Raw genomic sequence first — 24,010 nt, 5'->3', positions numbered from 1 at the left:
AAAAGAATGAATAAAAATGAATTGGGCTTGCTGGACATCATTTTAGTGATAGCCAAACGCAAATTTCTGGTAATAACTATATGCTTTATCGTAGCTGTGGCAGCTATCATATATTCACTTGTTGTTCCCAAATATTGGCAATCCAAAGCTACGCTTATGCCTATTGCTGAATCCGGAGGGATAAGTTCTTTCAGCGGTGATGTTATGGATATATTGGGGGGAGGATTTCTGCAGACAGACAAAAGTGATATGGCGGTTAATTTTCTCTATATTATGCAAAGCCGTAAATTTCGCGAAGAAGTAATCCGGAAATTTCATTTAATTACATATTACAAAATTAAAGAACCGGATTCCCTGATGGCAATGGAATTGGCAGTGAGAAAACTGAGCGAAAATACAATGAAACTGTTTTTTGACCAACAGACATACTTGGTGAATATTATAGCCGAAACCAAAGATAGGGAACTCTCCAAACAAATAGTTCAGTATCATCTGGATTCCCTGAATAAATATATCCTCAATAGCAAAATGACTAAAGGCAGACAAAAAAGGGAATTTTTGGAAAAACAGGTCTCCGAACATAAGCAGACAATTGAGACATTGGCAAGCCAGATGCGAGATTTTCAAAAGAAAAATCGGTCCATAGACATAACCCAGCAAACGGAAGCTTTAATCAAACTCTATAGTGATGTAGTGGCGGAATATATGCAAGCGGAAATTGATTATTCGCTGGCCCAAACCCAATACGATGCCAATTCTCCCATTGTATTGTCTCTGGCAGAAAAGATGAAATTACTGAAAAAGAAAATGCAGAGCTTGGAAAAAAGCGGAAGTGACTTAACGCCTGAATATGTAGTGCAAATAGATAAAATTCCCGATTTATCTATGCAGTATGCTCAAATGATGCTAAATGTGGAAATAGAGCAGAAAATTCTGGAAAATCTTTATCCTCAATACGAACTTGCCAAACTGGAAGAAGTGAAAGACCTGCCTACTTTTGAGGTCTATGATGCCCCTCAAATTGCCGGTATAAGGTCTAAACCCAAAAGAGCATTGACAGTGGTACTTAGCACTGTAGCCGCCTTTATCTTATCCTGTATTTTGGCTTTAATTTTAGAGAGCTGGCAGGGAGAAAACAAAGAAAAAATAATGGCTATCAAGGCAGCTTTATGCGGAAAGAGGAAGCAATCCTGAATTCAGCGGTGCTAAAATTATCCTATAACAAAATTAGGTTAGATTATCTGGTAGCATTGCTGGTGGGTATATCTATCCTGCTGGAATACTTTCCTATAGCTGTGGTAGTAAATAAATACTACTTTATGTTCGTTTTAGGTGTGTGTGTCATTTATGCCCTCATAGATAAAGAAGTGGTAATCATTAACCAAGTAAACTATGTGCCGGTGATGTATTTGTTGGCATTATCGGCATATTCACTGTTGAGCTATAACTGGTCTGTTGATAAACAGATATCTTTGTCGTATTCAGAAGCGATTCTCAAGAAAGCCCTTTTATTTATTGTGATTAGCGTTTTCAGTAGAAACAACAGCATCAAAAAAAATGCTCATTGGTTCTGGTATTTTTTAGTTCTGTCTTATCTAAGCATCGCTCTTTGGGAAATTATCACTTGGAAGCATTTACCTCAATCCATCTTGTATAACAGTGCCTCTTTTATCCCAACCGGACCTTTTTACGGACCCAACCATCTGGCTGCCGTAAACAATTTGTTGCTTCCGTTCATTTTATTTGTTCCAGAGCTAAAACACAATAATTGTTTAAGGTTTATTTCCTTCCTTTGTGCTTTAATAACACTAAGCATTACTATTGTTGAAGGAGCCAGAATTGCCATTATTTCTATGTTGGCTATGTTGCTCTTCTCTTTCTTTTTTCTTTATACTCGCCCAATGAGAAGAATCGGCTTATTGGTAATAGCACTATTAGTAATTGGTTTGGGGATTTTTGCCAAGCCCCTGATTGTTTTTACCACGGAAAAATTACAGGAAGAATTAGGCAGTATCGGACAGGAATCGCAATCCTTCATAATGAGCAGTATAAAAATACGCACGAACTTAATACCTGAAAATCTGGGGATTTTGGCACAGAGCAAATTTATGGGGGTAGGAGCCGGGAATGTTGAACATTATATGCTTGCCGGCAGAATATATCGGACGGCTGGAATTTCCAATTCGCATAACTTTTTTCTGGAACTGATGTCCAATTACGGACTTCTTTTCTTGCTGGGCTTTCTTTATATTTATGGAATATGGCTTTACCGTCTTTGGCGAGCCATAAAAATGAATCCGGATAAGAAGAAATATTACGAAATGTACTTCTTCGTGGCGTTGATGTTTATCCCTACTGCCTGTTTACCCAGCACTATTATTTGGGATTATCATTACTGGATTCTTTTTGCGTTTATCAATGAAATTTCCCATCCGGCAAACTGGATGCCAAAACAAAATGAGCAAATTTGAACAACTGGTGGAAATAATAGCAGCACTAAGGAATCCCGAAAATGGATGTCCTTGGGATTTGAAACAGACACGCGAGTCCTTAGTTCCCAATATCATAGAAGAACTTTACGAAGTAGTGGAAACCATTGAAGATCAGGATTATGATTCCCTGAAAGAAGAATTGGGTGATCTGTTGTTACACATCGTTATGCAGGCACAAATTTCCCAAGAAGAGGGATTGTGGACTATCGATGAAGTGCTGAATGAGATAATCCAAAAACTTATTCGCCGTCATCCGCATGTGTTTGGAGACCTAAAATTAAACGATGCGGATGAGGTTAAAATGAACTGGGAACGCCTGAAAAAGAAAGAAAAAACAGAGCGAAAAAGTGTATTGGAAGGCATTCCGAAAGCATTGCCAGCTCTCATTCAGGCACAAAGAACCCAGGAAAAAGCTGCCTCAGTTGGTTTTGACTGGCAGGACATTAATCCTGTGTTGGCAAAATTGGATGAAGAAAAGGAAGAACTTTTGGAAGCGCTTGAAAGCCAGGAAAAGGCAAAAATACGCGAAGAAATCGGAGACCTAATTTTCACTATGGTCAATCTGGCAAGAAAGTTACATATAGATGCAGAAGCAGCGTTAAAGGAAAGTGTCCGAAAATTTACGCGGCGTTTTAACAAAATTGAAGAATATTATGTGCAAAACGAAAAGGATATCAATGAAGCAGGATTGGAAGAACTCGATGCTCAGTGGGAAAAAGTCAAAGGACACTAATCTTTTCAATCGCCTTCGCTTTATCCTGATATTTGGCAGTTTAGCCATCTTTATCTTCTTTGGCGTTTATATCCAGTTTTTAATAAAACAGGCGAAAAAAGAGCAGGAATACATTCCGCGTATTTTTGCCCAATATATTGCTTACACGGATAAATATTTAAGAGAAGCGGAACAATATGCCCAATTAATTACTGAAATCAGTTCCAAATATTTGCAATTTACAACTTCCCAGGATTTTAAACAAGACCTTTGGGATTATATCAGCACGGAGTTTATGCGGGAAAATCCTGTGCCCATTATTATTACGGATCAGAATTATCAGCCCCAGCTCTGGAAAAATGTAGATGTCCCAACCGATACACTCTATCAAGACCTCTCTGCAGAAAAGCGGGAAAAGCTGCAAAATATGATGAAAACAATGATTCAGACGCCTCTTACGGATAACGGTAGCATAACCGGCTATGCCTATTATAGCAAACCGGTATCTTTTGCGGAGTTTATCAAGAATGTAGATTGTTCCATAATTGTAACCGATCACTATAAACAGCCGCTATTCTGGAGAAATGTAGGGATTCCGGAAACAGCTAATTACTATGAAATTTCCACTGATGAGCAACAGAAACTGGCACACCATATTCAAACTATGGAAGAAATTCCTCTGTTTAGTGAGGCGGATAGTTTGGGTTATATTTATTTTTCTAATTCCAAATCGCTATCTTATATACGCTACATCGTAATTTTGGAACTTGTTCTGGCAATAACGGTGGTTTTCTTTGGCATTTATGGATTGTTTTTACTTAGCAGAACGGAAAAAGATACTTTGTGGATAAGTTTGGCTAAGGAAACGGCTCATCAATTTGGCACACCGATCACTTCTTTGATGGGATGGCTGGATTATTTGAAAGAAGCGCCTGAAGATGGCAGTGAAAGAGATATTAACCAAATCGTGCAATATATGACTGCGGATCTGGAACATCTGAGAAATATAGCTTCTCGGTTTGGGAAAGTAGGCAGCGTAACAAAACTGGAACCGATTGAATTACATCCGATCATTCAAGAGACGGTAGAATACTTTAGAGCTCGAATGCCTCATCTGGGAAATAAAATAGATATTCATTACATCAGTAAAATTGAAGGCGAAATCGTCCTGATGGATAAAGAATTGATTAAATGGACATTGGAGAATTTGATTAAAAACTGCGTAGATGCGATGAGCGCAAAGGGTGGGAACATCATCATTACCGCCACCAGGAAAAATCCTTGGATCTATATTCATATTCGGGATGAAGGCAAAGGTATTTCTCGCCGACAGTTCAAACGCATTTTTGAACCCGGAGTTACTACAAAAACCCGGGGTTGGGGCTTGGGGCTTAGCTTAGCGAAGCGCATAATTGATGAATATCATAACGGTCACATAAAAGTTCTGCAAAGCACTATGGGTGAAGGCACTACTTTTGAAATCAAACTTCCTGTTCTGGAAAACAATAAGGAGAAATAATGAGCTATGTGTTCACACCTTCTCAGATGAAGACCTTGGATGAAAATACAATCAATTGTTTCGGATTACCAGCCAGAATCCTGATGGAAAACGCAGGCAAAGGTTGTGCAGATTATCTGCTGCAGAACTGTTCGGAATATTTGAACGATGTGATTATTATTTTACATGGAACCGGAAACAACAGCGGAGATGGCTTTGTTCTTGCCCGGTGGTTAGTTAACTATGGCAAAAGTGTTATTTTGTGTAAAGTTCAGGATGGCACGATGACAGAGGAATGTCGGCTTAATTATGAACTTTGCCAATCGCTTAACATTCCAATGATTGGCTTAGACAATATCTCTGAGACACTGGAAATTCTGGATAAAAGCTTTTATGTTGGTATGATTGTTGATGCTGTATTCGGAACTGGCTATAAAGGCAAATTACCTGCCTCGCTCAAGAAAATCTTTCAGAGCGCAAATAGCTCACCTGCTTTTAAAGTGGCAATAGACATTCCTTCTGGATTAAATGGAGCGACTGGAGAAGGGAACGATGCTTTTGAAGCGGACTTAACTCTTTGTTTACATTCACCTAAAATCGGCTCTTTGTTACATATTGGAAAATTGAAAAGCGGTGATCTTGCCACTATTCCGATTGGGATTCCGGATAGTTATAATGAGGCATTTTTCTCTCCCGCCATTCATATTGATGCTGAAACATTTCAAGTTCCCAAGCGCTATGTGTGGGCTAATAAATCAGATTACGGCAGGGTTTTTATAATTGGCGGTTCTATGGGACTTTTGGGCTCGGTGGCAATGTCTGCCAAAGCTGCTTTAAGAGCGGGAGCCGGTTTGGTTCATTTAGTCAGTCGCGAAGAATATGCCTATTTCTATAATACCAATCCTTCTGAAATACTATTTATTGGCATTCCGTCTAAACCTGAATCTTTTCTCCCCGATTTGAGCGTATTTTCTTCTCTGCTAAAAAAAGCGGATAGCATCGTTATCGGACCGGGTTTAGGAACCGGTGAATATGGGTATATTATGTTGGAGTTTATTTTAAGAACTTCCACAGTTCCCACGATTGTGGATGCCGATGCTTTACGCATAATTGCCAAGGAGCCATCTTTACAACAGTATCTTAAAAAACCTAATATCCTGCTTACTCCTCACTTTGGAGAATTTTGTGACCTCGCTAAAATAGAAGTGGATGCTCTCTATAAAGATACCGTTTCTGAACTTACTAAGTATGTTAAAAATACAGAGGCAAAAGTTCTCTTGAAAAGTGATACTACCATCTTCTACGATGGGGAAAGAATGTTTATCAATACTATGGGTAATGATGGACTTGCAACAGGTGGCAGTGGAGATGTTCTTGCTGGAATTATTGGTTCTTTTTGCGGACAGGATATGGAACTGGGAGAGGCAGCCATAAATGCTTCTTTCTTTATGGGTTTTACAGCTGAATATCTGGCCACAAAACGCCATCCTTGTTCAATTCTGCCCACGGATATTATCGACAATTTGTTTGTGATTATGCAGAAAGAGGAATAAAGTGCATAAACTTACTACTTTAAATACCCCCATTTTTTGGGCGGAAGGACATCCTGGCTCGCTAAACAGAGAGACCTGGAAAATAGAGGTCTGCGGAAGCTGCCAAAAGCCCTATATTTTTTCCTGGTCTGATTTATTGGGATTACCTCAAAGAGAAGTTAAGGGTCGTTTAACCAGCGTTACCAGATGGTCTGTGGAAGGTATTTGGAAAGGGATTCCTCTTTCTGAAATATTAAAAACAGTGCAAAGTAACGATTCCTGTAAATTTGTTCGCTTTTGGAGTTTTGGTGATATTTACGATACTTCCATACCAGTGGACATTGCTCGGCAAGAAAAATCCCTGCTGGCCTATAGTTTTGACGGCGAATTATTAACTGAGGACTATGGCGGACCAATTAGAGCTTTCATACCCTATCTTTGGGGCTACAAATCAGCAAAAAGTGTAGTTAAAATAGAACTTATGGATTACTATGTTTCTGGCTTTTGGGAAAACCGCGGTTATACAGATAGCGGAGAAATTGAAGCAGGACCTTGCAGAGACCTCAATGACGGGGGTAAAATCAAAACCATTCCAGCAGGCGAAGTTCTAAAATTTAACTGATGAAGCCCTCTTTAACATATTTGAAAGCCATTTTGGCTATGTTCTTCTGGTCTGCCACTTTTGTCTGGTTCAAAATTGCCTATCAGACCTATTTACCCTATGAAGTTACTTTTTTACGCCTTTTGCTGGCTTCCATCCTTCTTTTTATGGTTATGCTTATTGGGCAGAAGCGAGAAAAAGTGCAGAGAAACGACTTTTTGCAAATGATGCTGGTTGCTTTTTGTGAGCCCTTTATGTATTTTATCGGAGAGGCAAATGGAATGAGAATCGTTTCCTCTACTTTGGGTAGCTTGGTTATTTCCACGATTCCGATTATTTCTGCGGTGGGCGCTTTTTTTATTTTGAAAGAGAAATTGCCCTTGTGTGTGGTTTTGGGATTGATAGTTTCTACGGCTGGCGTGGTAGTTATGAGCTTAGGAAGCAGTGATTTATCTGCTACTTTCAAAGGGATACTCTATTTGCTCATTGCTGTGTTAGCAGGTGTTTTTTACGGGATATCGGTTCGCAATTTAACCTTGCGTTATAGTCCACTTACTATCGTTACTTGGCAGAATTTTTTTGGAATGCTGTATTTTTTGCCTCTTTTTTTGATCGTGGATGGCAAACACTTTTTCAGTATCCAACATTCTGCCCAGGGCTTAGTAACCATTGCCGCGATGTCTATTTTTGCGTCTGTAACTGCCTTTATTTTATTTACAGGGGTAATCAGAGATCTGGGAGTGGCAAAATCCAATATCTTTACTAACCTGATTCCTGTTTTTACCGCCATCCTGGCTTTTGTTATATTGGGGGATAAATTAAGTTTGCCTGGCTGGATTGGACTTGCATTAGCGGTTTTGGGACTGTTTTTGTCTCAATACCCTGATTGGAAAAAAAGAAAAAAGGAAGAACTCTCACAGATTACACAGATTACACAGATTTGATTTTGCGAAACAAGGATTATAGGATTAGTTCACGCAGATTACGCTGATGACGCAGATTTGATTTTTCGAAACAAGGATTTTAGGATTAAGAGGATTTTTTTAGAAACCAGGAGATTAACACTGCATTGAAATATAGGAGGGTTGACGTCCTCGTCAACCACAACAAACAAACTATCAAGCTGTTATAAAATAAAGCGGAAACTTAATAACTCGGTTGTAAAGGGAACGACGAAGACATCGTTCTTCCTTTGGATTATCCTCTCACAGATTACACTGATTGGATTTTGCGAAACAAGGATTTTAGGATTATAGGATTAAGAGGATTATTTTTTATAAATGGTGATTATTAGAGAGGATTATGGAAAGCCCCTTGTGGGCGACACAATTATAGCGATGGTGGCGTAAGCCCCTCGGAAAAAGATAGATACAATCGTTTTCTCTTGTTATCTTTCCACCCAAAAAAAGCCCCTTGTGGGCGACACAATTATAGCGATGGTGGCGTAAGCCCCTCGAAAAAAGATAGATACAATCATTTTCTCTTGTTATCTTTCCACCCCAAAAAAGCCCCTTGTGGGCGACACAATCATAGCGATGGTGGCGTAAGCCCCTCGAATAAAGAAAGATACAATCGTTATCTCTTGTTATCATTCCACCCCAAAAAAGCCCCTTGTGAGCGATACAATCATAGCGATGGTGGCGTAAGCCCCTCGGGAAAAGATAGATACAATCATTTTCTCTTGTTATCATTCCACCCCAAAAAAGCCCCTTGTGGGCGACACAATCATAGCGATGGTGGCGTAAGCCCCTCGAAAAGAAGATGATCAAGACAATAGTTCCGTTAGTATCTGTCGTCCTTTGAGTTAAAATCGGTTTTGCGTGTGATCTTCCGTATAATTTCCTTCTTTTCCCCTATCTCTGAATAAAGTCAGTAATAATCTCATAGAAAAGGCCGATTTTGACTTAAAGACGACGAATCGTCAGTTAAAAAATATAATCCTCTAAATCGTAAAATTCTTGCCCCAAACATCTAATCAGCGTAATCTGTGAGAAAATATTCCAGGAAAAGAACGAAATCTTCGTCTTTCCCCTAACAACCGAGTTTATATAGTTCCCACAATATTTTTATAACAGATTGATAGTTTGTTTGTTGTGGTTGACGAGGACGTCAACACTCCTTTATTACTATGCTGGGTTAAAAACCCGTCGTTAATATCCTGTCGTCCCGCTGGGACTTTTGTCCAAATTCTCAATATTCGAGGGGCTTACGCCACCGTCGCTATTTTTGTGTCGCCCTTGGGGGCTTTTTTGGGGTAGAAAAAAAATAACGATTGTATCTATCTTTTTCCGAGGGGCTTACGCCACCGTCGCTATGATTGTGTCGCCCACAAGGGGCTTTTTTGGGGTAGCAAAAAAAAATAACGATTGTATCTATCTTTTCCCGAGGGGCTTACGCCACCGTCGCTATTTTTGTGTCGCACACAAGGGGCTTTTATAATCTATATAATTTAATCCTCTTAATCCTATAATCCTGAAATCCTTGTTTCTAAAATTCAAATCAGCGTAATCTGCGAGAGGATATTTCTTGCGGAGGAACGGCGTCCTCCGTCTACACATCTAAATCCTCTTAATCCTATAATCCTGAAATCCTTGTTTCTAAAATTCAAATCAGCGTAATCTGTGAGAAAATATTCCAGGAAAAGAACGATGTCCTCGTCGTTCCCCTAACAACCGAGTTTATATAGTTCCCACAATATTTTTATAACAGCTTGATAGTTTATTTGTTGTGGTTGACGAGGACGTCAACCCTCCTATATTTCAATGCAGTGTTAATCTCCTGGTTTCTAAAAAAAACCTCTTAATCCTATAATCCTTAAATCCTTGTTTCTAAAATCCTTGTTTATAAAATCTAAATCTGCGCCATCAGCGCAATCAGCGTGAAATCACCAGACCTATTATTTTTTCAGTTCCCAGGTATCTTGTTATTTCAGCATCACCATTTTCTTCACTAAAACACTATCTTTAGTTTGCAGTTTATAGAAATAGACCCCACCGGCACAAAGATTACCGCTTTCATCATTTCCATTCCAGGTAAGGGTATGCGTTCCAGATTCGGTTTTTCCTTGATACAAAGTTTTAACTAATTGTCCTTTTATATTATGGATAGTCAAAGAGACATCTTCCGCTTTAGCCAGAGAAAATTGAATTTGCGTGCTGGGATTAAAGGGATTGGGGAAATTGGTTAAAGTATAAGGTCTCTGGACAGGATCTTCATTTCCCAGGATGATCACTTCCATAGTAACAGGCATTGATTCACCCGCAATATATTGTGCCGTAATACTTACCTGATAAGTTACATTGGTTTCCAAACCGGAGAATGTCCAGAAATTATCATTGGTGGAGCCACAAAGAACTTCATCCAGATAGATATTATAATGTTCAAAGGGAGAAGTGCTGCCTGTTGTAGGATTATCCCACAAAACCATAATCTCATTACTAATTTCTGCGGTTGGATTCAAGGGAGGATTTAAGACCGCATTGGAATACATCAGATTCCGGAAAAATTTAAAAGTGCCGTCATAATCTCCCAAGACCAAATCCAAATCACCGTCGTGATCCAAATCCACTAATGCTGGAGTAGCATTTTGGTCTGTTTCAATGCCATTAAAGAGAGTGGTATCTTCTTGCCAGTTTTGGCGTTGCCGAAGGAAGCATTGAATTTCGCCAAATAGGTCTCCGGCAACTAAATCCAAATCTCCATCTGCATCCAGGTCTCCAAAAGTGGGAACACAATTGGAACCGACATCTATCGAGCCAAAGAAATTACTAACCAATTCCCACGACGGATTTGTAGGGGTTCCGTTATTCCGGTAATAAACTAAAGTGCCTGCTTCATTACCAACCACCAAATCAAGGTCGCCATCAAAATCCATATCCACTAAACGCGGGCAAGACCATCCGCCAACTGAAACAGCAGGCAAAACACCGGTTTGTTCTGCTAATCCGAATCCTGTATTGTGATGATAATAAAGTCCACCATTTAAGTCACCCACAACTACATCTGGTAAACCATCAGCATCTACATCGCCAACTGCCACGGCAGAATATATGGAGTGATCAATGGAAGCAAAAAAAGCGTTATCCGCTTGCCAGGCAGGTGAATAGGCAGTTCCAGTATTACGATAAAATTTAATATCGCCCATTTGACTGCCACTAATTATGTCATAATCACCATCTCCATCAAAATCGTAAAAAACGGGATTACTTGCTCCATCCACATCCAAAACACCTCCAAAAAGGGATGTATTTTCTTGCCAAGAAGGATTTTGGGCAGTTCCATTGTTGATGTAATACTGCAGTGGTCCATCGGCAGTTCCAAATACCAGATCCAACTGTCCGTTGCCATTTAAATCCACCAAATCGGGTGAATTCCAGTAAGTGGACATTCCCAAACCGGCAAAAAGAGTATTATTTTCTTGCCAAACAGGATTGGTAGCCGTGCCGGTATTTTGAAAATAAATGAAACCATAATTATCCCGACCGCACAAAATATCCTGTTTGCCGTCCAGATCAAAATCGCAAAAAATGGGATAAGCATACAGACCTATATCGGCAAGCAAGAGACAATTACTTTCACTAAATTGTCCGGAAGCAGCTGTGCCACTATTAAAATAAACATTCACTCTGCCATCTTCACTGAAACCCACCACCAAATCCAAATCGCCGTCGCCATCCACATCTGCTACATCGGGAACAGGATTCATAACTGTATTCAATCCAGAAAAATATCCTCCGCTTTCAGTAAAAATGGGGCTGGCGTTAGTTCCGCCATTTAAAAACAAATGCAGACCTGTGTAACCACCGGTAACTAAATCCAAAATTCCATCCGCATCCATATCCGCAGAGACAGAAACTTCTGCGGCAAGATAAGATATTGAGGACAAAAGATCAAGCCCAGGTGCAAAAGCAGGACTGGTTGCACTTCCATTATTTTGTATATACAGCGGAGCCCGATTTGTATTTCCTAACCAAAAATCAAAATCTCCGTCACCATCTATATCCATAAAGCGTGGCTGAGAGAATGAAAAACTGGGAACTCCACTGGGATTAAAAACATTATTATCCAGCTCAAAGGGTTGAGCCCAAAGGCATATTGATAGAATAAGGATTCCGATAATCATATAAAAGCGTTTCATTTTTTCCTCCTGAAGCGTATGTATCACAATAATATTTTCTCCCTGTTTTGCTGTCAATCATTTATTTTAACTATGGAAGTGGCAAAATCTCTCTGCCGAAGCGTTATTAAACTCTAATTCAATCAGCTCCAATATTTTCTATCCAGGGTGCGGTATTGAATTGCCTCACTAATATCTTCGGGAAGGATATCTTGGCGTCCTTCCAGATCTGCTATTGTTCTGGAGACCTTTAGAATTCTATCAAAGACCCTTGCCGAATAACCCATTTTATCGATGGCATTTTGTAATAAAGCATTGCTTTCCTCGTTTAGAATACAATATTTGCGTAATTGACGGGAATTCATCTGGCTGTTATTAAAAATTCCCAAGCCCTTAAAACGCTCTTGCTGAATTGCTCTGGCTTTATTTACTCTGGCTCTGATATCAACTGATTTATCACCTGTGGGTAAAGAAGCCAAATCCGCATAGCTAACGGTGGGAACTTCCACATGGATATCAATTCTATCTAAAAGCGGACCGGAAACCCTACTCCGATAACGCAAAATGGAACCCCATTCACAAGTGCATTGATGATTGGGAATATTGGCACCGAAATATCCACACGGACAGGGATTCATACTGGCAATCAGCATAAATTCAGCTGGGAAAGTTAAACTGGATGCCGCGCGGGAAATTGTAACTACACCATCTTCAAGCGGTTGCCTCAAGACCTCCAAAACCACGCGTTTAAATTCCGGAAGCTCATCCAAAAACAGAACTCCTCTATGCGAAAGAGAGACCTCTCCCGGTTTGGGAAAAGCGCCTCCTCCAATTAAAGCGACATCACTAATTGTATGATGCGGAGAGCGAAAAGGTCTGGTAGTTAAAATGCCATTTCTAAAATTTTTGGAATAACCGGCTACGGAATGAATTTTAGTTGCTTCCAATGCTTCTTCCAGATTCAATTCCGGTAAAATTGTCGGAACTCGGCGCGCCAACATTGTTTTGCCACTTCCCGGAGGACCAATCATCAAAACATTATGACCTCCGGCAGCGGCAACTTCCAAAGCTCTTTTTACTTGAAACTGACCTTTTACATCGCTCATATCTACGGGAAAATCGTTCAGCACCTGAAATATCTTGTCTCGATCAACTTTGGCGGCTTGTATATTTACTTCGTTGCACAGCCAGCTGACACACTCTCTTAAAGAAGTTACAGGAATCACTGTAATTCCTTCTATGATGGCTGCCTCTTCGGCATTTTCCAAAGGCACGATCAGAGTATCAATCCCATCTTTTTTGGCAGCCAAAGCAATTGGCAAAACACCTGCCACCGGACGCACAAAACCATCCAAAGAGAGTTCACCTATCATCGCGATTTTGGCGTATTCAGGTAAATGGAAAATCTTGTTACACTGCAAAATAGCCAAAGCAATTGGCAAATCTAAAGCGGCACTGTCTTTCTTCAAATCCGCGGGAGCAAGATTGACAGTATAGTGTGAAGAACTGATTTGATAACCAGCATTTTTAATTGCAGCTAAAACTCTATCTTTGCTTTCTTTAACTGCATTGGAAGCCATTCCGACAATGTTCATAGGATTAAAACCAGCTCCAATATCCGCTTCCACCGATATCTGAAAGGCATCTATTCCGAGGGTAGTATAGGAAATTGCAATTCCAACCATATTTTTTCCTTAATATTTTACATTAAACCCTGAAAATAGCAGAAAGTAACCAAGTCAAGGAAAAAGATTATTTTGGGTAGATTGTGCCGATTTGTATACCTTTCAAAAAACAATCTACATTTCTTAGATTACGCTTATTATTCTGAAGAAGAACAGGTTAGGATTTACGATAACTATCAAATTCTATCGCTTTTACATTTTTTTCCGCTCATTTACTCTCCAATTTTATTTCTCTGAAAATGGTTTAAGATTTGCATAATGCTATAAATTGATTATTATATCCAATATATTAGCTGAGGAAATTATGAATACGGAACAATTAATGACTTTAGCCGTGAATAAAAACGGCTTTGTTTTTGACCCCGAGAATGGGATAAGCTACACTGTAAACGAAACAGGCCTTTTTATCTTACAGAAATTACAATCGGGAGTTACTAAAGAAGAGATTATCAACTGTTTAACCGAAGAGTATGAAGTAAACCCCAAAAATGCTGAAAGTGATTTAGATCATTTTATGGCAATGCTGAAGGCCTTGAGTTTGATTGAGGATTAAGAGCAATGCTGCAATTAGATGATCTACAAATTAGCATCGCTGTATCTGGGTTAAAGACAGGTGATAATCCCCAACCCGGCGTGCCGGTAATTCGTTCGCTTAGAGCTGCAGGTTTTAAAGGTAAAATAATTGGCTTTGTTTATGATGCTATGGAATCCGGAATTTATTTGGAAGATATAGCAGACGAGATTTATCAGATGCCTTATCCGTCCACGGGTGCGGAATCATTTTTAACTCGCTTGGGTTATATCAATTCCAAAAGTAAAATTGATGTAATAATCCCTACTTTGGATTCTGAAATTCCGCTTTATATTCGTTTACAAAAAGAGCTCCAAGAACTTGGAATACATACTTTTATCTGCACAGAAAAGCAATTTAACCTGCGTGATAAAAGTAAGCTGTTTCAGTATTTTACATCCGAAGATATTACGGTTCCTAAAACAGTCCTTTTAAATAGTGTTGCAGAAATCAATAAAGCCATCCAAGACATAGAGTTTCCCGTGTTTATTAAAGGCCATCTCTACGAAGCATATAAAGCCAATAATATTTTGGAAGCTCAAAAGTTCTTTCTGGAGCTCCAGGCAAAATGGGGCTTACCGGTTATTCTGCAAGAACTTATTGAAGGTGACGAATTTAATGTGGTTATTTTAGGAGATGGCAAAGGAAACTGTCTGGGGATGGTTCCACAACGAAAACTGGTTATAACAGATAAGGGAAAAGGTTTTGGAGGAGTAGTGGTAAACAATCCTGCTCTGGAGAAATTTGCGCAGAAAGTGATAAAAACACTTTCTTGGCGAGGACCCTGCGAACTGGAAATTATTAAGGATAAAAAGGGAGCTTTTCATTTATTGGAAATTAATCCTCGCTTTCCTGCCTGGGTTCGCTTAGCGGAAGGATGTGGGCAAAATCAACCTGCGGCAACTGTCTTACTGGCTTTAGGTAATCAAATTGAAGAATTGCCTCCTTTCAAACCAGGAGTTCTTTTTATCCGTCATTCAGAAGATATTATCAGTAATATCAACCTGCTGGGTGAAATTTCTGTTAATGGTGAATTGATAAGAAAGCAAATAAAGCAAGAGGAAATAAAATGAAAAAAAACTATACTGCTCCATACATTGAACGCAATAGCGCTGGAAATCTTAATAAATATGCCCATACCACTGTTGTTCGACATCAGGATAATATTGATGGTGTGCCTGTAAAGAACTTAGTGGAAAAATATGGAACCCCATTATTTGTCTTTTCCGAAAAACAAATTAGACATTCCTACCGCCGGTTACTGGAAACAATCCGTATTCATTATCCCAAAGTAGAAATTGTTTGGAGCTATAAAACTAATTATTTGGCTGCTATTTGTAATATATTTCATCAAGAAGGAGCAGCAGCAGAAGTTGTTGGCAGAATGGAATATGAAAAAGCTCGTAAAAACGGCATTCCCGGCAATAAAATTTACTTCAACGGTCCTTCCAAACGCAAGCAGGACCTCCAAACAGCCATTCAGGAAGGTGCTTTTATTCATATTGACCATTTGGAGGAGCTTTATTTAATAGAAAAACTGGCTGAAGAACTTGCTCTCACTCCTAAAGTTGCTATTCGCGTAAATATGGATACCGGGATCAGTCCGATGTGGACGCGTTTCGGTTTTAATTATGAAAATGGTGAAGCGTATAGAACCGTCCAGCGTCTGGTTTCGGGAGGAAAAATTCACTTAGCGGGTTTGCATACTCATATTGGCACTTTTATTTTAGATCCTAATGCCTATTATTGGGCTGCCACTAAACTCTTAACTTTCGCTCAAACCATTAAGGATAATTTTGGTATCGTATTAGATTATATAGATATGGGCGGTGGTTTTGCTTCTTCTAATACTTTAATTGATCAATACACTCCGGGAGAATTGGCTTCACCCTCTTTTGAACAATATGCAGAGGCAATTGGAACTGCTTTTAATGCTTCCGTTTATGTAAAAGAACATCAGCCGCGTTTAATATTGGAGACCGGACGAGTATTAATAGATGACGCCGGTTATCTTATTGCCAGCGTGCTGGGGAAAAAGAATCTTCCCACTGGCGAGCGGGCTGTAATTTTAGATGCAGGAGTGAATATAAACATTACTGCCTGGTGGTATAAACAACGCGTATTGCCTACCAAGCCCTTTCCGGGAACATATCAAAACACCGTATTTTATGGTCCCCTGTGTATGAACATTGATATGATTCGCAGTGCGATGCCTTTTCCTGATCTTTATTATGGCGACACAGTTATTATTTCTCCTGTTGGTGCTTATAATGTAACTCAATGGATGCAATTTATAGAATATCGTCCTAATGTCTGCTTAATAAACGAAACTGGTGAAGTAGATGTTATTCGTTTCCGGGAAGATCTTTCGGACATAACTGCGCGAGAATTTATTCCGGATCATTTACGGCAGATATGAACTGGTCACGCTTTGTCAGGTCTGTGGGGTCTGCGTTTTTAGCTATTCCGGATAGCTATGCCACGGTTTTGTTTTCAGATTCTGTATGTTTAGGTTTAATGTTGCTGACAATTACATTACTGTCTCCAGTTGTTGGATTATCGGGTTTATTTTCTTTAATTGTAGCAATTTTGGCAGTGCGCATTTTAGGATTTGAGCACTGGGAATCAAAGAGTGGAATAACTGCTTTCAATTCTCTTTTAACAGGTATGATGGTTGGGTATTATTATCCAATGCAGATTATCAGCAGTGCGCCCATAAACTATCTTTGTTTTCTGTTGTTGGTCTCTTTGTTTACACTTTTACTATACCTTTTTAGCAGTTATCTTTTCCATCAATTATTCCGTCTGCCTTCGATGAGTTTATCCTTTTCCATAGTAGCTATCTTACTATGGTATTACTTTGCCCGCAAAGGGTATTTATCCAATTATCCCTTTGATAAAATGCTGCTGTTTAGTCCGGCGCCTAAGTTACCTGAGTTTTGGCGTTTATTCTTTATTTCTTTGGGTTCTATATTTTTCACTCCGGAAGTTACGGCAGGCATTTTAGTTTCCTTAGCTTTACTAATTATTACGCGGATTGGATTTGGTTTAGCACTTTTGGGTTGGACGCTCAATTTCATATTAATGCGTATGATGGGAGTGCAACCAGGGAGTGGAGTTTTTTATTCAGGTTTTAATGCTATTTTAATTATGTATGCCGTTGCGGGAATATATCTTTTGCCAAGTAAAAGCTCTATTTTAATTGGGTTATTGGCAACTGGAATTGGTTTTTTGATTACTGTGCTGTTCAATGTTGTATATTATCATTACAATGCTTTTACGGGTTTATATACTCCTTTGTTAGTTCCAGTTTTTGCTTTTCCGTTCAATATAGTTGTTTTACTGGTAATTTTCAGTTTGCGATTGCGTTTGAAAGTTGATAAACCAGTTATGAATGATATGGGTATTTTCAATCCCGAATTGGCTTTGCAGACCTTTCAGGAACGCTATAAAAGGTTCAGTCATTTAGGCATCCCCCAATTTGCCATCCCCTTGAATGGTTTGTGGACTATCACTCAAGGCAATAATGGTATTTATACTCATAAATTGGATTGGGCTTATGCTTGGGATTTTGAGATGTTGAATAAGGCAAAAAGAAACTACGATAATGAAAATAATAATCTGAATGACTATTTTTCTTATGGGAAACCTGTTTTAGCATCGGCAGCAGGTTATGTAGTAAAAATTTCTGATGGGATTCTGGATAATCCTATTGGTCAGGTTAATACAAAAGATAATTGGGGCAATTATGTCTGCCTTTCTCACGGTTACGGACTTTACTCTTTTTATGCTCATCTTAAACAGAGTAGCATCAGAATTAAAGTTGGGGACTATGTTCAAAAAGGCGATTGCATAGCTCAATTAGGAAATTCAGGACGCTCAGCCGTTCCCCATTTGCATTTTCAAGTTCAATTGGGAATTGAACCCGGTAGCCCTACCCGCCTTTCACATCTTATTAACTACAAACTTGTTCAGGAAGATAAGACCTATGAATTCATCGGTAGCGGCATACCCAAAGAGGGAGACACTATTTCTGCCTTAGTAGCAGAACCACATTTACAAAGCATTTTAGCTTTACAACAGCATAGCGAGCAGCAATTACAAATAAAGCGGGGCAAAAAACAAAGCACTGAATTTTGGAAAGTGAAGCTTGATCTTTTAGGTAATTTTACCATTAAATCTACAAAACATACTGAACTGGGTTTTAGCGTTTATGATGGAATATACAATTCGCTTTCTTTAAAAGGGAATCGTAAAAATGCTCTTGCCGCTTTTGCTTTGCTAATTTCTCGCTTGCCATACCTTGAACAGAATGAAATTTATTTAACTGATGAACCGGCTCTTTCAGTTATTATTAGTCCTGCGTTACGGCATATAGTCCTGTTTTTCAGTCCTTTATTTCCTCTTTTTGCCGCTTCAGTGCAAAGTAAAATAAAGACCAATTCCGATTTTATTGAAGTTGAGAGCGATATCACTTACCGCATTTTAGGCATCCGATACAAAAACAGAACAGGAAAAGTAATCATTGAAAAATACAAGGGATTAACATCCTTAGAGCTGAAAAAGGGAAATCAGACCTTATTGAAAGCCGAAACAATTTAATTTTACAAGGAGTTATATTATGAAACAATTTATTCTCTCCTGTCTCCTTATCTTGGCGGCAGGATTTCTTCTGGGGCAGGGTAAAGCATCCATAACCGATTCTTATAATGCTGAGACCGCCAGAAATTACACTCGGGCTCTTCAAATTATGGAAGACCTAAATGCCACCGAGCCCAATGACAGCTTTTACAATTTACGCATTGCTTGGTTGCAATATCTACTTGGTCGCTACAATGATTCACTGAAAAATTATCAAAAATCTAACAATCTCTTTCCTTCTCTGGATGCGCAAACTGGCATTCTGAACTGTCAATTGGCTTTGGGTTTTTGGAACGATGCTCATAACCAAGCAGAACAGATTTTAAAAAAATATCCGCAAAATATGTTAGTGCTTGGCAAAGCTGCTTATGCCACCTATATGCTTCAGGACTATCAAGCCACTGCTAATTATTATCAACGCATTATTGATATTTTTCCTTGGGATATGGAGTCCCGTGGCTATCTGGTCAATAATTTATACCTTGCCAAGGATATAGAAAATGCCCGTAAGCATTATCAGATATTAAAAAAGTATGCACCCGATTCTGCTATGGCAAAGGAATATTCCAATATTTTTAAATAGCGGAATGCGTTACACTTGGCTATTGTTCCTGCTTCTTCCCTGCTGGCTTTTTGCAGAAGACATTGTTACGCCGACTTTTAACCTTATTCACACTGCCTATAATAATATGCTTACCGGAAACTATGAAATAGCCGAAAAACAATATCAACAGGCAGCCATTTTATCTCCCCAAGAAAGTAGCGCTTGGGAAGGTTTACTTTGGTCTTTAAATGCCCAAGGCAAATTTCGCAAAGCCCTGAAAACATTTTCTGATGCAAAAACTAAACTGTTAGAGCCAGAGAAACTTTATAATTATTATGCCTATGCTCTTTCTATGCAAAACCGTTTTCCCGAAGCCAGGTTTTATTATAAACAGGCATTGGAAAATATGCCTGCCAACCCGTTGGCAAATGAAGTTTCGTGTGAAGGTTTAGCTTACGCTTATCTTGCTTTGGATAATTTTCCGAAAGCCCAGACATATTTTTCCCGGGCAGCTTTCCTTAGCCACAGACCTATTCCTGCTTTTAAGCCCTCTTTTAATAGCACTGTCTATTATAAAGTTCCGGGGAAAAACAAAACTGCCTATGGTTTAACGCAGTCAGCCCAATATAAATCCGCTAAGTTAAAGCTTAATTATGAATATTTTCAATTGGATAATGCCTATTTCCGAGACCTCTTTAGAGCAGATTTTACTTACCAATTTACTCCTTTGGAAGCAGGAATAAATGGTAGCCATCTTTCCGGAAAAGATGAGCGCGTCTATCCTGCCTGGCAATTAGGAGCAAAATTATGTCCAAAATTGTACCCGGGGACAATTGCTCTGCATCCGGAACTTTTTGTTTCTTTCAGTCATTACCCTCGTTTTAATGTTCAGCAGCTTAGTTTCCAGCCCCAAGTTTACTGGCGTGATTTTTCTTTTGCCTATGCTTTGCACAGTGTGTTTATGGATAATGAACCTTCCTCCGCGGATAGTGTTCATTTTGCTCAACAGTTTTCTCTCTCCCATTTTTTGCCCGGCAATTTTAAGCTGGGTTTATATTGTGGTTTTGGAAATGATACTTGGATGATAGATAATTCCGGAGTAATTACCGACACTTTCAATCAAAACGGTTCCCATTATGGCATTTCCTTAGGCAAGGAACTTTTCCAGCATTACTATTTATATGGCTATTATCAAAATTGGGAGAGCGAGGACCGTATCTTTTTTTCGCTTGCAGGTATTTATTAATGCGTCGTATCCTTTTTTTCTGGTTGTTAATTGTTTTGCTTTCTTCTTGTAACCTACGGGAGAATTTACTTTTACCTCCCGATATTTCTGCAGCGGATTATCAAACGGGAAACGCTATCAGGATTTTTTCTGATTATCTTATTAAATCCGAAAATGACGATTCCTATTTATTGCTGCATAAAGAATCCATAGCTGAAGAACTAATTCACTTGGGAGACGAAATTGTTTTTCGCAAAGTGAAAACATTTGCTCTGCGCGATTCCTTAGGTTTTCAAAATAACGCTGCAGAACAAAGTAATACCTATCAATTTAGTGTTTTACGCTCCGGAAACATAATTAACCTCATTGCTTCCATCAATATGGCAGAAATATACACTGAAGTAAAACCAAGTTCAGACCCTTTTTATCTGGTTTATCTCAATTATTATCTGCAGGCGGACTCAATTCAGCCAATTTTTTACCGTAAAGACAGAGCTCATTTTCCTGTGTCCACAACTGGTGAATATGCTCTATTTTCTATTCCCACAGAAGCAAATCCTGCTTTACAACATCATAGCGGGGATAATTTTTATGCATTACTGCTAAATAGTGCGGGAGTGCAAGTTGCCGTTAATTTTCCTTCCTCTTTCACCTCTTCAGCGGGAGAAATAACTATACGCATAAAAAACCAATTGAACTCAAATGAACAGTCGCAGTTGGCTTCCTATTTTCCTGATGCGGCTATATCTTATCCTATCATTGATTTGCAAACCGAAAGGTCCCCCGGCAATGAACTTGCTTATATAAGAATTTTGAATTCCGGCAAGGGTTTTTGGGGCAGACAGTGGATATATCTTTCTGAAAATTCTGTTTATGGCTGGTCTGAAAATGATCCTCCTTCAGGAAATTCTAATTGGTGGATAGATTCCAATGGTTTATACAGTTTCTTAAAAGGCAGTGGTAAATATTTTCTGCTTACTCCCCTGGAAAATCAACAAGATGTAACTATTCCTTTGGATGGTAGCGTCAATTATGTTTTTTTACAACAGGTCTGGTTTGATTTGCGCTCCCTATCTTTACCCTCAACTACGCTGAAAGTGAATATAAATCCTGATCTTTCTTATTTACTGGCTGATTATTTTAATAATAATCCCTATTCTTTCAATTCTTCCCTTCAAGCGTTTACAATGGAATTTTATTATGCCTCTGAGCTGTTATCCACTCTTCCAGACAGCAAATGGATTGAATTTGGTTTTTTCACCCATCTGCCTTCAGATGTGCACAATCGTCTGTTTTGTATAGAGAGAAATAATCTTCAGGATATAATCACTTTTAAAAAGCCAGCAGATAGTTACGATGCCAATCACTTTGTGCAAATTGGCTCTTATCTCTATTCCAGCATTGCTGCTTCTGCCACTTATCTTTTTGGTTGCCTTACTTTGCCTACTTCTCAGCTTACTGTAAATTATTGTAAAAATCGTCAATACCTACAAACGGAAAATGCCATTATTAGTTGGTGGAATACTACAAAAAATGACTACGATAATTTGAATTTAAATCTGAAACCAGCTATTCCTAATCATCCTTGGTTGCAAGGAGAACCTTTCAATTTAAGTTCCTCTGTTTCTCTTGCCGAGTTTTATTTTTATAAAAATACAGAAGTGCAAACTACTTTACCAACCGGTTTTTATCTTTCGTTGCCTGTAGCTACGCCTCAGGAGAATTTCTTGCTTTTTTCCACCCTTCCTTTTCCTCGCTTAAAACACTATTTACTTGGCTCAGTTAATTTTACTGTCCAAAACGGCTGGCTGAATATCTATCCAGATTTTCCGGGGAGGATAATTAACAGCAAAATCAATTATTCCCATCCCTTTAATCTCAGAACCTATTCCACGATGACTTTTTCCTTTGCAGACCTCATTTTATATACTTATGGCAATGCACCTCAAGATGCCAATGTTAATTTTAGTTTTAATCTCACTAATTCTCTGGCTGATCCTTATCAAATTCTTGCCAATCAATACAATTTAAGTTCCCATTCTGCCACTTATGCAATCAGTTCTGATTCTGAGGACAATTTTGCTCTGTTTCAACCGGTGCTCTTTTTCCGCAGAACTGCCAAAGGGCAGAATTTGCTCTTTTATGAAAAAACCGAACCCTATTACCGTTTGTATGCTTATACGGAAAGTGCAACTTTTGATCCCTGGCACTTTTATCTTGATAATGGCTTTAATGGCATCGCATTAACTAATAGTGGTTCTTATGCTTCTTTTGTAGATAACAATCCCCATGCCAATGTTACATTTTCTTTGGATAATTCTAATCGGGATGCCATAATTTCTCTCTATCAAGCACAATTGGTTTTGCCTGCTTTTTTTATAGACAACGGAGTTCCGCTTGGTTCCAATCTTTTTTTAACAAAACTGGATTCTGTTCTTGGAGTTGCCAATCTTATCTCTGCTTACCAATTTAATATCACTAATTCTACGGGAACAGCCCTCAATCCTGATTTTTATAATATTATCGGAGCGACGCAAGAACCTTATATCTATATTCCTGTTCCTGATGTTACTATATTGGATACGGCACATTTATTTTATCGGGATCAAGATGGCAATGAAACAGAACTTAATCAAGTGAATGCTTTCAGCTCTAATTATGCTAATGAATATATTGTGGTAGGTAATTGTTTAATTTGCACGGTGCCTAATCCTGGGATATTTTATATTTCAGGAATATAATGCATAAACTCTCATAAGTTACACAGATAAAACAATAGGACACTAATTATAACGGATGAACCCGGATATAAAAGAATAGGCATAGCCCAAGTTTCGCATTTTCTTAGCCCAAGTTTCGCATTTTCTTAGTCCAAGTTTCGCATTTTCTTAGCCCAAGTTTCGCATTTGTTTAGCTAACTACATATCGGATGCAATCTTCACTCTTCGCACTTACTTCAAAGCGTCAATCAAGCGTTTATCACTCCTTAATCAAGCGTTAATTATTAACGCTTGATTAAGGGATGTTAGACGAGAGATTAATGGCTCTGGCAAAGCTTTGGCTAAAAAAGACCCCCAAGCCAATTCGGCTCAGGGGTCTTTAATCACCCGTTCACCCATTAACCTGTTAACCCGTTAACCTATTCACCTGTTAACCCGTTAACCCGTTAACCTGTTAACCAGTTCACCCGTTCACCCGTTAACCCGTTAACCCGTTAACCCGTTAACCTGTTAACCCGTTAACCTATTTCATCATTATCATTTTTCTGGTGCTGCTATAGGTTCCGGATTGCATTTTGTAATAGTAAACACCACTGGAAACAGAATTGCCGTTATTATCGGTTCCGTTCCAAACGATGGAATGATTTCCGGGTTCCTGAACACCCTTAAACAA

At 38.9% G+C, this 24,010-nt stretch carries 16 protein-coding genes; 14 read left to right on the top strand and 2 right to left on the bottom strand.

What is annotated here, in order from left to right; all coding sequences use genetic code 11:
• Positions 1 to 6 precede the first annotated feature (6 nt).
• From ABFC98_00470 to ABFC98_00440, 7 genes are read left to right on the top strand one after another with little or no spacing between them, the layout of a single operon-like run.
• Positions 7 to 1,194 (top strand): Wzz/FepE/Etk N-terminal domain-containing protein, encoded by a 1,188-nt coding sequence (locus ABFC98_00470; GenBank protein MEN6444502.1) that lies wholly within the window; start codon positions 7 to 9, stop codon positions 1,192 to 1,194.
• A complete protein-coding gene (locus ABFC98_00465) occupies positions 1,170 to 2,471 on the top strand; it encodes an O-antigen ligase family protein (protein ID MEN6444501.1) in 1,302 nt (433 codons plus the stop codon). Before ABFC98_00470 ends, ABFC98_00465 begins: the two co-directional genes overlap by 25 nt.
• Entirely contained in the window at positions 2,458 to 3,225 is a 768-nt protein-coding gene (gene mazG / locus ABFC98_00460) for a nucleoside triphosphate pyrophosphohydrolase (GenBank protein ID MEN6444500.1), read from the top strand. Before ABFC98_00465 ends, mazG begins: the two co-directional genes overlap by 14 nt.
• Complete coding sequence (locus tag ABFC98_00455; GenBank protein MEN6444499.1) at positions 3,170 to 4,723, top strand: HAMP domain-containing sensor histidine kinase; 1,554 nt, start codon at positions 3,170 to 3,172, stop codon at positions 4,721 to 4,723. The genes mazG and ABFC98_00455 overlap by 56 nt, the downstream gene beginning before the upstream one ends.
• Complete coding sequence (locus tag ABFC98_00450; GenBank protein MEN6444498.1) at positions 4,723 to 6,255, top strand: NAD(P)H-hydrate dehydratase; 1,533 nt, start codon at positions 4,723 to 4,725, stop codon at positions 6,253 to 6,255. The genes ABFC98_00455 and ABFC98_00450 overlap by 1 nt, the downstream gene beginning before the upstream one ends.
• A 1-nt stretch (position 6,256) precedes the next feature.
• Positions 6,257 to 6,856: a molybdopterin-dependent oxidoreductase gene (locus ABFC98_00445; protein ID MEN6444497.1), complete on the top strand. Its 600-nt coding sequence runs from the start codon at positions 6,257 to 6,259 to the stop codon at positions 6,854 to 6,856.
• The gene (locus ABFC98_00440) at positions 6,856 to 7,779 is read left to right on the top strand and encodes a DMT family transporter (GenBank protein ID MEN6444496.1); all 924 of its coding nucleotides are present in this window, start codon (positions 6,856 to 6,858) and stop codon (positions 7,777 to 7,779) included. Before ABFC98_00445 ends, ABFC98_00440 begins: the two co-directional genes overlap by 1 nt.
• Before the next feature lie 1,979 nt (positions 7,780 to 9,758).
• Here ABFC98_00440 and ABFC98_00435 read toward each other — a convergent pair.
• Both ABFC98_00435 and ABFC98_00430 read right to left on the bottom strand, forming a co-directional pair.
• Positions 9,759 to 11,972, bottom strand: coding sequence for an FG-GAP-like repeat-containing protein (locus ABFC98_00435; protein ID MEN6444495.1), 2,214 nt, complete (start codon positions 11,970 to 11,972; stop codon positions 9,759 to 9,761).
• Positions 11,973 to 12,094: 122 nt separating this feature from the next.
• The gene (locus ABFC98_00430; protein MEN6444494.1) at positions 12,095 to 13,636 is read right to left on the bottom strand and encodes a YifB family Mg chelatase-like AAA ATPase; all 1,542 of its coding nucleotides are present in this window, start codon (positions 13,634 to 13,636) and stop codon (positions 12,095 to 12,097) included.
• A gap of 304 nt (positions 13,637 to 13,940) precedes the next feature.
• Between ABFC98_00430 and ABFC98_00425 the strand changes: the two genes are divergently transcribed.
• From ABFC98_00425 to ABFC98_00395, 7 genes are read left to right on the top strand one after another with little or no spacing between them, the layout of a single operon-like run.
• Positions 13,941 to 14,189: a PqqD family protein gene (locus ABFC98_00425; protein ID MEN6444493.1), complete on the top strand. Its 249-nt coding sequence runs from the start codon at positions 13,941 to 13,943 to the stop codon at positions 14,187 to 14,189.
• A 5-nt stretch (positions 14,190 to 14,194) separates the two neighbouring features.
• The gene (locus tag ABFC98_00420; GenBank protein ID MEN6444492.1) at positions 14,195 to 15,280 is read left to right on the top strand and encodes an ATP-grasp domain-containing protein; all 1,086 of its coding nucleotides are present in this window, start codon (positions 14,195 to 14,197) and stop codon (positions 15,278 to 15,280) included.
• Positions 15,277 to 16,626, top strand: a complete 1,350-nt coding sequence (locus ABFC98_00415; protein MEN6444491.1) for an alanine racemase — start codon at positions 15,277 to 15,279, stop codon at positions 16,624 to 16,626. The genes ABFC98_00420 and ABFC98_00415 overlap by 4 nt, the downstream gene beginning before the upstream one ends.
• Complete coding sequence (locus tag ABFC98_00410; protein ID MEN6444490.1) at positions 16,623 to 18,809, top strand: urea transporter; 2,187 nt, start codon at positions 16,623 to 16,625, stop codon at positions 18,807 to 18,809. Before ABFC98_00415 ends, ABFC98_00410 begins: the two co-directional genes overlap by 4 nt.
• Before the next feature lie 19 nt (positions 18,810 to 18,828).
• On the top strand, positions 18,829 to 19,431 hold the full coding sequence (locus tag ABFC98_00405; protein ID MEN6444489.1) for a tetratricopeptide repeat protein: 603 nt from the start codon (positions 18,829 to 18,831) through the stop codon (positions 19,429 to 19,431).
• A 4-nt stretch (positions 19,432 to 19,435) separates the two neighbouring features.
• Positions 19,436 to 20,638, top strand: coding sequence for a tetratricopeptide repeat protein (locus ABFC98_00400; GenBank protein MEN6444488.1), 1,203 nt, complete (start codon positions 19,436 to 19,438; stop codon positions 20,636 to 20,638).
• Positions 20,638 to 23,358: a hypothetical protein gene (locus ABFC98_00395; GenBank protein MEN6444487.1), complete on the top strand. Its 2,721-nt coding sequence runs from the start codon at positions 20,638 to 20,640 to the stop codon at positions 23,356 to 23,358. The genes ABFC98_00400 and ABFC98_00395 overlap by 1 nt, the downstream gene beginning before the upstream one ends.
• Positions 23,359 to 24,010: the final 652 nt, after the last annotated feature.

The organism is Candidatus Cloacimonas sp. (assembly GCA_039680785.1).
GTDB lineage: Bacteria > Cloacimonadota > Cloacimonadia > Cloacimonadales > Cloacimonadaceae > Cloacimonas.
Note: the sequence above shows the minus strand (reverse complement) of the source record. Positions and strands in the feature narration are given on the sequence as shown.